This is a genomic window from Protofrankia sp. Cas4, assembly GCF_963555915.1.
In the GTDB taxonomy this organism is placed as follows: Bacteria; Actinomycetota; Actinomycetes; order Frankiales; family Frankiaceae; genus Protofrankia.
Genome location: NZ_CAUVXL010000044.1, coordinates 1 through 11715 on the forward strand (window position 1 = coordinate 1; position 11715 = coordinate 11715).

The window sequence follows — 11715 nt, forward strand, 5'->3', positions numbered from 1 at the left end:
AGACGATCTCTTCGGCGGCGTTCCCTGAGAGCACGTGATAGCGGGGAACTGATGGGGTCCCCGTGTACACGGTGGACGGCGAGCCGATACGGTCACAGCCGTGAAGACCCGGTCGGCCGTTCGCCGTGTTCTCGCCAGCGTCGTGCTGGTCGTCCTAACCTCGTCTGCCTGTACCACTCACGCGGGGTCCGCCGCGCAGGTCGGCGACGAGACGATCGAGACGTCGACCCTGCGGGGAATTGTCGACCGCGGCATGGCCGCCACCCAGGCGGCCGGACCTGCTAAGGATCCCCAGACCGGACAGGCCGCGGCACCGATCGAGCGTAGTGATCTTCAGCGCGGGGCGCTGACTCAACTCGTCGCGGCCAACCTTGCCCAACAGGAGGCCCGTCAGCTCGGGGTGGCGGTCACCGGCCAGGACATCGATTCCTACTATCAGACTCTCGGCGTGCTCCAATACGGCAGTGTCGCCGCTTTTGAAAAAGCGGCTGCACAGGGCGGTTTCGCTCGTGACGATCTACGCGTGTTGGTCCAGACCGATGCTCTTGAGCTCGCGCTTGCCGACCGGCTCGCGCCGAACTCCGTCGCCTCCGACGCGGACGCCCGAAACTTCTACGACCAGGCCGTCGCCCGGTTCGGCCCTCTCCCGCTGAGTTTTGGCCAGGCCAAGCCGTTCCTGATCCGAAAGCTCTCCACGGAGCGGACAGCGGCGGTGGAGGCGGAGCTTCGCCAGATTTCGCAACGGGAAGCAATTTTGATCAACCCCAGGTTTGGTGTCTGGTCCGCATCCCAACGGGCAGTGGTTGCCGCGGACGGCTCGGTCGCGACCACGCCGGCGCCGGAGCCGCTCGGCCAGACAGCAGCGATGACCCAGTGAGCCGCATACCGACCCTTCGGTCATGACGGCGAGCATCGTCGTCCTGGTGACCAGCCCACGGGTCGCGCCTGGCCTGCTGGACCTGGCCGCGTGGGATCTGCTGCGGGCGGCATCCGCGGTCTGCTGCGGGTTGGCGGTGCATCCGCAGCGCGACGTGCTCGCCGCGGCCGGCATACCGGTCGAGGTCCTGACGGGCACGGATGCGTCCGCATCCGCCGAGGAGCTGCGTAGCCGCGCATGCGCCGACCCGTCCCGGCCCGTGGTGTGGCTCGCCGCCCCGACCGGCGATCTGGGACCGGGTGGCGCACCGGACGTGGTCGGCGAGGCGGAACTGCTGGCCGCACTCGCGACATCAGCGGGTCCGGACCTCACCGTTTCGACGCGCGAGGGTTCGCGTGACCTGCCCGGGGCGAAGCTCCTGGACGCGGTCGCCGTGATGGACCGGTTGCGCTCGCCCGGCGGTTGCCCGTGGGACGCGCAGCAGACCCACACGTCCCTTGCCTCCTACTTGCTGGAGGAGGCCTACGAGGCGTTTCAGGCGATCGAGGACGGCAACCACGCCGAGCTGCGCGAGGAGCTCGGCGATGTGCTCATGCAGGTGCTGTTCCACGCCCGGATCGCGACCGAGGGCGCCGGCAGCGCGGCGGCCTGGGACGTCGACGACGTGGCGACCGGCCTCACCGAGAAGCTTGTCCGCCGCCATCCCCATGTCTTCGGGTCGGTGACGGTGGATGGCCCGGCCGCGGTCGAGACGAACTGGGACAAGATCAAGGATGTCGAGAAGGGTCGCCGGTCGGTCACCGAGGGCGTGCCCCTGTCCCAGCCGTCGTTGGCGTTGGCGGCGAAGCTGCAAAAACGAGCGGCGAAGGTCGGCGTGCCCGAGGAGCTCGTGCTCGGCGCGGGCCGGGTGTCGTCTCCGGCCGAGATCATCGCAGGCCTGGTCGCTCCGCCGGACGCACCGGCCATGGCTGCGGACCGCACCATCGGCGACCTGCTGTTCGCCGCGGTCACGCTGGCGCGCCAGGCCGGGGTCGATCCGGAGGCGGCACTGCGGGCGTCCGCCCGCCGGTTCCGGGACACGCTCGCCGGTACCGAGGAGGCCATCCGTGCCGCCGGTCTGGACCCGCGGGACGCGGGCGCGGACTCCTGGCGCGCCCACTGGCCGTCCGCATAGCCAATTGCCGGTCGCTCTCAGTTGACCGCGCACCACCGGTTGGTCCCGCCCCCTTGATCCCCCGTACCGGCACAATCCCGGCGCGATGAGAGTACCTGCTGATGCGCGTAGCCTCACCGTATGGCAGGAGGCATGGCAGGAGGCACTGCGCGGCAGGCATGGGCGAGCGTCCACCGGGTGTATGCCGGGCGGTCCGCGCCGATCGTCCTAGAGCTTGACCTGACCGTCGACCCGACCGAGGGCGTACCCGCCGACCCGGTGGCCGCGGCCCTGACGCGTCGCCGTCCGTCCCTGCGCGCCATTGTGGACGGGCTGCGCCGGACCGGCAATGATGGCCGCGCGTCCACGCTCATCGCGCGGATCGCCCCGTGTGGGATGCCGCTCGCGCGCGCTCAGGAGATCCGCGACGCGGTGATCGCTTTTCGGCACGCCGGTGGCACCGCCTTTGCCTATTCGGATGCATTCGGTGAGTTCGGCGGCGGGACCGTCCCGTATTACCTCGCGTCCGCCTTCGATGAGATCTGGCTTGCCCCGCCGGGGGATCTGGGCATTACCGGGGTGGCGCTGGAAACGCCGTTCCTGCGCGACGCCCTGGACCGGCTCGGGATTGAGATCCAGGTCGGCCAGCGCCATGAGTACAAGAACGCCGTCAACATGTTCGTCGAGCGTGATTTCACCGCCGCGCACCTGGAGGCGAGCGGCCGGATCGTCGCGTCCAGCCTGGCTATGATCATTGATGGCATCGCCACCGGGCGTGACCTGCCGCCGGACCGGGTCCGTGATCTGATCGACAACGCGCCGCTGTCCGGTGAGCAGGCAGTGCGCGCGGGCCTTGTCGACCGGTTGGGTTACCGGGACGAGGTGTATGCCGCCGCCCGTGCACACGCCCGCCGGACCGTGCCTGACGCCGGGGAAGGCGAGGGCGGGACGCTGGTGTACCTGTCCCACTACCGGCGTGCGTCGGTGCGTCGGGAGGCATCCCGGCTGCGCGTCGCCACGCTGTCCGCGCGGGGCCCGGCGCGGTCGCAGCGGCGTCGGGTGATCGCTGTCATCCACGGGACGGGACCGGTGGTGCTCGGCCGTCCGGGCCGTTCGCCGCTGGCTGGTCCTGCCATGACCTCGGACGCGCTCACCGCCGCCTTCCGTGCCGCCGGCCGCGACGATGATGTCGCCGCGGTCGTGTTCCGCGTCGACAGTCCCGGCGGCTCGTATGTGGCCTCCGACCTGATCCGTCGGGAGGTCGAACGGTTCCAGGCGAGCGGCCGCCCGGTCGTGGTGTCGATGGGTTCGGTCGCCGCGTCCGGCGGATACTTCGTCGCGCTCGGCGCGGACGCGATCGTGGCGAACCCGGGGACCCTCACCGGGTCGATCGGGGTGTTCGGCGGCAAGCAGGTCGTCCGGGAGCTCCTGGACAAGATGGGTGTGCGCTTCGGTGCGGTCGCCGAGGGGGAGAACGCGCTGATGACCTCGCCGCAGCGTGCGTTCAGCCCGTCCGAGCGGGCGAAGCTGGAGGAGTTTCTCGACCGGGTCTACGACGATTTCGTCGCCAAGGTCGCAGCCGGTCGGGGCATGTCGTCCGAGGCTGTGCACGAGGTCGCCCGTGGCCGGGTCTGGACGGGCGCCGACGCGCGTGACCGAGGTCTGGTCGACGAGCTGGGCGGGTTCTCTCGGGCCTGCGAGCTGGCCTGGGAGAAGGTCGGCCGGCCCGGCTCGGACACCCCGCGACTGCGTCTCCTGCCCAAGGTCGGACTGGCCGACCGGCTGCGTTCTCCGCGCTCGAGTGAGGACCCTGCGGCCGCTGCGGTCGGTATGGCGGGTATGAGTGGTATAGCCGGTATCGCGAGCATGGCAGGCGTGCTCGGCGGTGCGGCGTTCACCGGCGGCTGGGGTCCGCTGGCGACGGCCGCGGCGCGGGCCGGACTGCCGCTGGGCGGTCCGCTGCTGATGCCGCCGATCGGCCAGGTCACCTGACGGCTTTCGGCGTGCTCCGGCGGGTCGGTGTCCTCTAGATCACCTTGGTGTGGCATCGGGCCCGGTGGCGCGTCCGTCGTGTCCGGATTCAGGGGCGTTCGGCGTGGCGAGCCGAACGTGCATGGCGCGGGGCCTGCTGGCGATAGTCTCAGCCGGGCTGTACGTGTCGGTGTCGCCAACAGCTGGTCTCGCCGATGTCCGTCCGGCCCACGCACTCGCCACAGTCCCGTCGGATGCGTCACCCCGGAGGTCGAAACCCGTGCCGTCCATCGAGGCCGTACGAGCCCGCGAGATCCTTGACTCGCGTGGCAACCCCACCGTGGAGGTCGAGGTCGTCTTGGACGACGGCACCCTCGGCCGCGCCGCCGTACCCAGCGGCGCGAGTACCGGCGCCTTCGAGGCGGTCGAGCTGCGTGACGGCGACGACCGCTACGGCGGCAAGGGTGTCGGCAAGGCGATCGCCGGCATCATCGACCGCATCGAGCCCGAGATCCTGGGCCTGGAAGCCACCGAGCAGCGCATTCTCGACCTCACCCTGCTGGACCTGGACGGTACGCCGGACAAGTCCGATCTGGGGGCGAACGCCATCCTCGGGGTGAGCCTCGCGGTCGCCAAAGCCGCCGCGAAAGCGTCGGCCCTGCCGCTGTTTCGCTACCTGGGTGGTCCCGGCGCGCATCTGCTACCGGTGCCGATGATGAACGTCGTCAACGGCGGCGCGCACGCCGACACCAACGTCGACATCCAGGAGTTCATGATTGCCCCGATCGGGGCGTCGACCTTTGCCGAGGCCCTGCGGTGGGGCACCGAGACGTATCACGCCCTCAAGGGCGTGCTCAAGGCAGCGGGGCTGGCCACCGCCGTCGGTGACGAGGGCGGTTTCGCCCCGAACCTGCCCACCAACCGGGCCGCGCTCGACCTGCTCGTGGAGGCCATCGGCAAGGCGGGGTTCCGGCCCGGGCAGGACATCGCCCTTGCTCTCGACGTGGCCTCGACCGAGTTCTTCTCGGACGGCTCCTACCGGTTCGAGGGCACCACGCGTACCGCCGAGGACCTCAGCGACTACTACGCCGAGCTGGTCGCGGCCTACCCAATCGTGTCGATCGAGGACCCGCTCGCCGAGGACGACTGGACTGGATGGGTGCAGCTCACCGCACGCCTGGGTGATGCCGTGCAGCTCGTTGGTGACGACCTGTTCGTCACCAACCCGGCGCGGCTCTCCCGGGGCATCGCGGAGAAGGCCGGGAACGCGCTACTCGTCAAGGTCAACCAGATCGGCACCCTGACCGAGACGTTGGACGCGGTCTCGCTTGCGCATCGCAACGGCTACCGGTGCATGATCTCGCACCGATCGGGTGAAACCGAGGATACGACCATCGCAGACCTCGCGGTGGCCGTCGACGCCGGGCAGATCAAGACCGGTGCCCCGGCGCGCAGCGAACGGGTCGCCAAGTACAACCAGCTGCTGCGCATCGAGGAGGAGCTCGACGACGCCGCCCGTTACGGTGGCGCCGCGGCCTTCCCGCGCTGGTCGTCGACGGCCGGCTGATGGCAGGGGCACGCCGAACCGCCCTGACCACCCGCATGACCCTGCTGGTGGTGGTGATCTGCGTGCTCATACTGACCCTCGCCTACCCGTTGCGGCTGTACCTCCAGCAGCAGAGCCAGCTCAACGGGCTCGCCGCGCAAAATGCCGACCAGCACAAACGGGTGGAGGCCCTGAAGACTGCGGTGGCCGGCTACGATGATCCCGAATGGACCCGGGATGAGGCCAGGACGCGGCTGCACTTCACCCAGCCGGGGGAGACGGTCTACCTGGCACCGGCAGCGGCAGCGGTGCCGTCATCCCCGGTGCCGACCCCCGGCGCCGCCGCAGCCGAGGCACCGTGGTTCTCGCGGTTGTGGTCGGACACGGTCGGCGCGGGAGCGCCCTCCACGGGTATCGCGCCAGGCGCTGGTCAGGCGGCTTCCCGCCAGCCGGTGACGGCGCCGAGCCCGTCGGCCACGCCGCGATGACCGGCGATCTCGTCGGCCCGCAGGATTGCGCGGTTGTCGCACGCCAGCTTGGCCGGGCGCCGCGGGCGATGCACCGGGTTGCCCATCGGTGCTCCTGCGGCCTGCCGGACGTGGTCGAGACCAGGCCAAGGCTGGAGGACGGCACGCCGTTCCCGACGCTGTATTACCTGACCTGCCCGCGGGCGGCGTCGGCGATCGGGCGGCTGGAGGCGTCCGGGTTGATGCGGGAGATGACCGAGCGGCTCGCCGCCGACCGCATCCACGGCGGCGATCTTGCTTGCAGATATGACAGAGCACACCGGGACTATCTGGCCCGCCGCGACGCCCTTGGCGAGCTGCCCGGCGCACCGGGCGCCGGTGGTATGCCGACCAGGGTGAAGTGCCTGCACGTGCTGGTCGCGCACAGTCTGGTGGCTGGTTCGGGGGTGAACCCGTTCGGCGACGAGGCGCTGGAGCTCATGGCCGACTGGGGGGTCCGCGGGCCGTGCGTGCACGCCGGACCCGACCCCACCACGGAACGAGAGGCTGATCTGCCATGACCCGCGTGGCCGCGGTCGACTGCGGCACCAATTCGATCCGGCTGCTGGTCGCCGAGGCGGTCAGCGAAGAGGCGGGCAGCGCAGCGACGGGCAGCGCCGGGACGGGCAGCGCCGGGACGGGCAGCGCAGCGAGCACCACGCCTGCGCTCGGTCGGACCACGCCGCGCCTGCACGCCCTGGTCCGCCGCATGGAGATTGTCCGACTGGGAGCTGGGGTCGACCGGACCGGCGAGTTGGCCCCTGACGCGCTGGACCGGACATTCGCGGCGCTGCGTGACTACGCCAAGGAGATCGACCGGCTCGGTGCCGCCAAGGTTCGGATGGTGGCCACCAGCGCGACCAGGGACGCCCGCAACCGGGACGTGCTGGTGGCGGGGGTGCGCTCGATCCTGGGCGTCGATCCCGAGGTGATCACCGGCGACGAGGAGGCTGCGCTGTCCTACGCCGGTGCCACCGGCGAGCTGCACGGGCATCCCGAGCCGTTCCTGGTGGCCGACATCGGCGGCGGATCGACCGAGCTGGTTCTAGGCGACGCCGACGGCGTGCACGCGGCACGATCGGTGAACATCGGGTGCGTGCGGCTGGCTGAACGGCATCTGCATGACGATCCGCCCACCGCCGGGCAACTCGCGGCGGTGGTGGCGGACGCGCACGCCGCTTTCGATCTGGCCGAACAGACGGTGCCGATCCGCTGCGCCGCGACGTTCGTCGGGGTGGCCGGGACGGTCACGACGGTGGCGGCCCTCGCCGCCGATCTACCCGGTTACGACCCGGACCGCATCCATCTGTCGGTGACCGCCGCGTCGGACGTCGCCGCTGTGGCCGATCGACTGGCGGCGATGTCGCACGCTCAGCGGGCTGCGCTCCCGGTGATGCATCCCGGCCGGGTCGACGTGATTGTTGCGGGGGCGTTGGTAATGCGCACGCTGGTCGAGCGAGTCGGCGCGTCCGCAGTGATCGCCAGTGAGCACGACATCCTCGACGGTATCGCCTTTTCTCTGCTCGGCTGATGTCTCCCGGTTCGGCCGATTGAGCGCCCTGATCCACTCGTTGGTTGCCGGGCGCTCTAGGTTTGTTGACGTGGACGGGATCCGCGGTACCGAAAGTGATGTTCATACGGCCGATGTTCATACGGCCGATGATCGTACGGCCGATGATCGCCGGCCGGTCGTGCCCGGCTCGGGCTGGCCGGGCGATCCCGCGTCGGGCGCGACTGCGGTGGCGTTCACCGCAGTCGAGGTGGAACGGCTGGCCGCCGGCGCCGGTGACACGGCCGAGCTGGACGCCCGGATGTCGGTCTGTCGAGCCTGCCCCCGCCTGGTCGACTGGCGCGAGGAGGTCGCCGCGCAACGGCGGGCCGCCTTCGCCGATGAGCGTTACTGGGGCCGGCCGGTACCCTCGTTCGGCCCTGCCGACGCCCGGGTACTCATCGTGGGACTGGCGCCGGCCGCGCACGGCGGCAACCGTACGGGACGGATCTTCACCGGAGACCGCAGCGGTGACTGGCTGTTCGCATCATTGTACCGGGTCGGGCTGGCGCAACTGCCGACGTCGGTGTCGGCCGGTGACGGTCAGCGCCTGGTCGCCACCCGCGTCGTGGCCGCCGTCCGCTGCGCTCCGCCCGCGAACAAGCCGACCACGACCGAGCGGGACGTCTGTAGATCATGGCTCGTCCGGGACCTCGAACTCCTGCGCTCAACGCTGCGCGTCGTCGTTGTCCTGGGTGGGTTTGCGTGGACGGCGCTGTGGCCGGCGTTGGCACGGGCCGGTTACCCTGTACCGTCGCGCCGCCCGACATTCGGACACGCGAGCCGGGTCGTTCTCAGCGATGAGCGCGGCGGGGGTTTGGTTGTCCTCGGTTGCTACCACCCGAGCCAGCAGAACACGTTCACCGGACGGGTCACGGCCGGGATGCTCGACGCGGTGCTCGCCAATGCGGCGGGTGTGGCCGGCCTGGGCGTGGCGATCGATGATAAATAACGGAACCACGATCATCGCGGGCGCCATCATGTTGATCTCCGCGTGGTGCATGTCACGCGGATGCCCGCACCGCTGATCGCGTATCACGAGGCATAGCACGGTGGTGGCGAGTACCTTTTTTGTATGAGCTTTGGACATCCTCCGCACATCCTTGTTGTGGGCGGCGGTTACGTCGGTATGTACACGGCTTTGCGTCTTCAGCGTCGACTGCGTCAGGGCGAGGCGACCGTGACGGTGGTCGAACCCAACTCGTACATGACATATCAGCCGTTTCTCCCCGAAGCGGCGGCGGGTAACCTCGAACCGCGCCATGTTGTTGTGCCACTACGTAGTGTGCTGAATGCCTGCAGGGTTGTCAGTGGCAGTGTGACCGGCATCAACCACGCCCAGCGACGGGCATACATCGCACCGAACCAGGGCACACCGTACGAACTTCGCTACGACATCCTGGTCGGGTGTCCCGGGTCTGTCGCGCGGACGCTGCCGATCCCGGGCCTCGCCGAACTGGGCATCGGTTTCAAGAGCGTGGCCGAGGCGATCCACATACGAAACAAGGTCATCGAGCGGATGGACTCCGCCGCGTCCAGCAACGATCCCCAGCTTCGGCGCCGAGCGCTGACATTTGTGTTCATCGGTGGCGGGTTCGCGGGTATCGAGGCAATCGCCGAGCTTGAGGACATGGCACGCGACGCCTGCAAGTTCTATCCCGAGCTGTCGCCGTCGGATATGCGATGGGTCATGGTCGAGGCGAGTGGGCGGGTGCTGCCCGAGGTTTCGCCGGCGATGGGTCTGTATACCTTGAAGCAGCTTGAGCACCGTGGCATTGAAATGAAAGTCAATACCCGCGTGAAAAGTCTCGTCGACGGACACGTCGTGCTCGACAGCGGCGAGGAGTTCGATGCCGAGACCATCATCTGGACGGCCGGGGTGAAGGCACACCCGCTGCTCACCAACACCGACCTTCCGCTGGACGAACGAGGTCGCATCAAGGCGACGGCGTTCCTTCAGGTGGACGGCGTCGAGCAGGCGTGGACAGCCGGTGACTGCGCCGCGGTTCCCGATCTCACCAGGGGTGAGGGGGCGACGACCAGTCCCTCGGCGCAACACGCGGTTCGTCAGGCCCGGGTGCTGGCGAACAACATCCTCGCCGATCTCCGTGGCGAACCGATCGCGCCGTACGAGCACCGGTACGCCGGCAGCGTGGCGTCACTCGGCCTGCACAAGGGTGTGGCCGACGTGTACGGGATGAAGCTGCGCGGGTGGCCGGCGTGGCTGATGCACCGCACCTACCACCTCAGCCGGGTGCCGACGTTCAACCGCAAGGCGCGGGTCCTCGCGGACTGGACCCTCGCCCTGTTCTTCCGGCGGGAGATCGTCTCGCTGGGGGCCTTCGCGGACCCCCGGGCGAGTTTCCGTGAGGCTGCCAACCCGTCCGCCGCAGCGGGCGGGCAGGGCTCCACGGCCGCGACCCCGGTGCTTCCATCGACGAGCGCCGGGCATGGTGAGACCAACGGTTCGGTGGCCGCTGGCCGCAAGCCCGCGGCCACCAGGACGGTGGGGGCGGCCAAGCCGTCCGGGGAAACGTCGGTGGCGTGACCTGCCGGCAAGGCGCGCCATGGCGCGCAGCTTGTAGACGATTAGCACCAGATGCCCGCTGTAGGCGACTACGGCGGGCATTTCCGTGAGCGGAGTCGGGTCGGGCGTGACGCGTATCCGTCCGAGCCATCTGATCGGTCAGGGGCCGGCTGGGTGTGGCGAGGTGCGTGCCCCAGCCCCAGGCCCAGCCCCGATCCACGTCCCTATTGTCGGGCGCTCTGACCGCCGGACCCCCCACGTCGGGTTGGGCGGCTGCGCCACGATCCGCTGATCCCGCGCGATTACCGGTCCGGGCTACAGGATAGCGTGACGATCACTTTACTTCGCGCAGGCAAACCGGTCTTGATCGTCACGATGTGTTATGAGACAGGATGGTTCGGTCACTCCGCACACTTTTTCCATGTTGTCTCTTTCACAAATCCTACGTAGCGTGGTAGAAACATCTCCGATGTAGCCCAGCCGGTGTATCCCAACAGGCAGAGGAGGCTGTCCTAAAAACAGCTCGAGTGTCGGTTCGACTCCGACCACCGGCACATTCATGTGTTCGTGGTACCTGGCTACCGCCTGGTACCTGACTGTCGGATGCCGGCCGGATCATTCCGGCCGGCATCTCGATCCACCATCAGACTATTCATCTGAATGCCTTATGGGCTGCCGGTGTGACGCGGTCGCACCACCTGGTTTCGGTCTCCGGCGCCGCAGCCATCGGGTCCGGCCTCCTTCGAGTGCGGCGTCCCCGCATGTCGTCCCCGCACGTCGTGTCCGATGTTCGCTCCCTCGTCGCGCTGTGACCGCGCGGGCGCGCGGCCAGGTGAGACAGGGTGGTGGAACACGGTGACTGCGCGGAGCGTTCTACTCTTGCCTCGGACGAGTTCGTCGATCGGGTCGGGTTGCGCCGCGGTCGCTTGAGCTCGATGGCAGCTACGATCTATGCGCCCGGCTGGATGCGGGTGGTGGAAGGAGTCGTATCCTGATGGCCGAGATGCGTTCGTCGAACCCGGTGTTCAGCCGGCGCGGGTTCACCGGCCGGCCCACGGCGCCGGCGCCTGTGCCCGAGTACGGTGCCGGCGGGTATCCGCTGTCGGGAGCCGGAGCGCCACCCACTCCGACCCCGGAGCAGCTCTCCGGTCTGTACCGGGCGCCGAGCGGCATGACCGTCGACGACGTCGTCATGCACACCATGGGGCTGTTCGCCATCGCCGCCGTCACCGGGATGGCCGGCTGGGCAATCGCGCCGGCCGCACCTGCCGTCGGGTTTGTAGCGATGTTCGCCGCGCTCGCCCTCTCCTTCGTGATCTCGTTCAGTCAGCGGCTCAAGCCGTCGTTGATCGTCATTTTTGCGGCGCTCGAGGGTCTGTTCGTGGGCGCGGTGTCGCGGTTCTTCGAAGACGCCTACTCCGGCATCGTGCTGCAGGCGTTGCTGGGAACCGCGGTCGTCTTCGTGGCGATGCTGGTGGCGTATCGCAGTGGCCGGCTTCGAGCGACTCCTCGGATGACCCGGATCGTCTATGGATCACTGCTTGGTGTGATTATGCTCGGCCTGGCCGATCTGGTGATCAGGGCCG

Annotated in this window: 10 protein-coding genes and 1 tRNA gene; all 11 read left to right on the plus strand. The window is 69.1% G+C overall.

Annotated features, from left to right (window positions below):
- The first annotated feature begins 100 nt into the window (after positions 1 to 100).
- Positions 101 to 877 carry a SurA N-terminal domain-containing protein gene (locus U9979_RS04480; RefSeq protein WP_322778381.1) on the plus strand — a complete coding sequence of 259 codons (777 nt, stop codon included), beginning with the start codon at positions 101 to 103 and terminating at the stop codon, positions 875 to 877.
- 22 nt (positions 878 to 899) lie between these two features.
- The gene (gene mazG, locus U9979_RS04485; RefSeq protein ID WP_322778382.1) at positions 900 to 2051 is read left to right on the plus strand and encodes a nucleoside triphosphate pyrophosphohydrolase; all 1152 of its coding nucleotides are present in this window, start codon (positions 900 to 902) and stop codon (positions 2049 to 2051) included.
- Between the two features lie 132 nt (positions 2052 to 2183).
- Entirely contained in the window at positions 2184 to 4022 is a 1839-nt protein-coding gene (gene sppA / locus U9979_RS04490; RefSeq protein WP_322778383.1) for a signal peptide peptidase SppA, read from the plus strand.
- Positions 4023 to 4281: 259 nt separating this feature from the next.
- The gene (eno, locus tag U9979_RS04495) at positions 4282 to 5568 is read left to right on the plus strand and encodes a phosphopyruvate hydratase (RefSeq protein ID WP_322747615.1); all 1287 of its coding nucleotides are present in this window, start codon (positions 4282 to 4284) and stop codon (positions 5566 to 5568) included.
- Positions 5568 to 6035, plus strand: coding sequence for a septum formation initiator family protein (locus U9979_RS04500; RefSeq protein ID WP_322778384.1), 468 nt, complete (start codon positions 5568 to 5570; stop codon positions 6033 to 6035). The genes eno and U9979_RS04500 overlap by 1 nt, the downstream gene beginning before the upstream one ends.
- Positions 6032 to 6574: a DUF501 domain-containing protein gene (locus U9979_RS04505; RefSeq protein ID WP_322747617.1), complete on the plus strand. Its 543-nt coding sequence runs from the start codon at positions 6032 to 6034 to the stop codon at positions 6572 to 6574. The genes U9979_RS04500 and U9979_RS04505 overlap by 4 nt, the downstream gene beginning before the upstream one ends.
- The gene (locus tag U9979_RS04510; RefSeq protein ID WP_322778385.1) at positions 6571 to 7584 is read left to right on the plus strand and encodes a Ppx/GppA phosphatase family protein; all 1014 of its coding nucleotides are present in this window, start codon (positions 6571 to 6573) and stop codon (positions 7582 to 7584) included. Before U9979_RS04505 ends, U9979_RS04510 begins: the two co-directional genes overlap by 4 nt.
- A 160-nt stretch (positions 7585 to 7744) precedes the next feature.
- Positions 7745 to 8554, plus strand: coding sequence for a uracil-DNA glycosylase (locus U9979_RS04515; RefSeq protein ID WP_416219413.1), 810 nt, complete (start codon positions 7745 to 7747; stop codon positions 8552 to 8554).
- A gap of 123 nt (positions 8555 to 8677) precedes the next feature.
- Complete coding sequence (locus U9979_RS04520; protein ID WP_322747620.1) at positions 8678 to 10150, plus strand: NAD(P)/FAD-dependent oxidoreductase; 1473 nt, start codon at positions 8678 to 8680, stop codon at positions 10148 to 10150.
- A 458-nt stretch (positions 10151 to 10608) separates the two neighbouring features.
- Positions 10609 to 10683 (plus strand) — tRNA-Leu (locus U9979_RS04525).
- A gap of 440 nt (positions 10684 to 11123) precedes the next feature.
- The coding region (locus U9979_RS04530) for a Bax inhibitor-1/YccA family protein (protein ID WP_322778387.1) at positions 11124 to 11715 on the plus strand (592 nt) is incomplete at its 3' end.

What these genes read in the sequence shown, in the direction of transcription:
- U9979_RS04505 (WP_322747617.1), top strand. Translation starts at nt 6,032, where the DNA reads ATGACCGGCGATCTCGTCGGCCCGCAGGATTGCGCGGTTGTCGCACGC.
- U9979_RS04520 (WP_322747620.1), top strand. Translation starts at nt 8,678, where the DNA reads ATGAGCTTTGGACATCCTCCGCACATCCTTGTTGTGGGCGGCGGTTAC.
- U9979_RS04500 (WP_322778384.1), top strand. Translation starts at nt 5,568, where the DNA reads ATGGCAGGGGCACGCCGAACCGCCCTGACCACCCGCATGACCCTGCTG.
- sppA (WP_322778383.1), top strand. Translation starts at nt 2,184, where the DNA reads ATGGCAGGAGGCACTGCGCGGCAGGCATGGGCGAGCGTCCACCGGGTG.
- mazG (WP_322778382.1), top strand. Translation starts at nt 900, where the DNA reads ATGACGGCGAGCATCGTCGTCCTGGTGACCAGCCCACGGGTCGCGCCT.
- U9979_RS04510 (WP_322778385.1), top strand. Translation starts at nt 6,571, where the DNA reads ATGACCCGCGTGGCCGCGGTCGACTGCGGCACCAATTCGATCCGGCTG.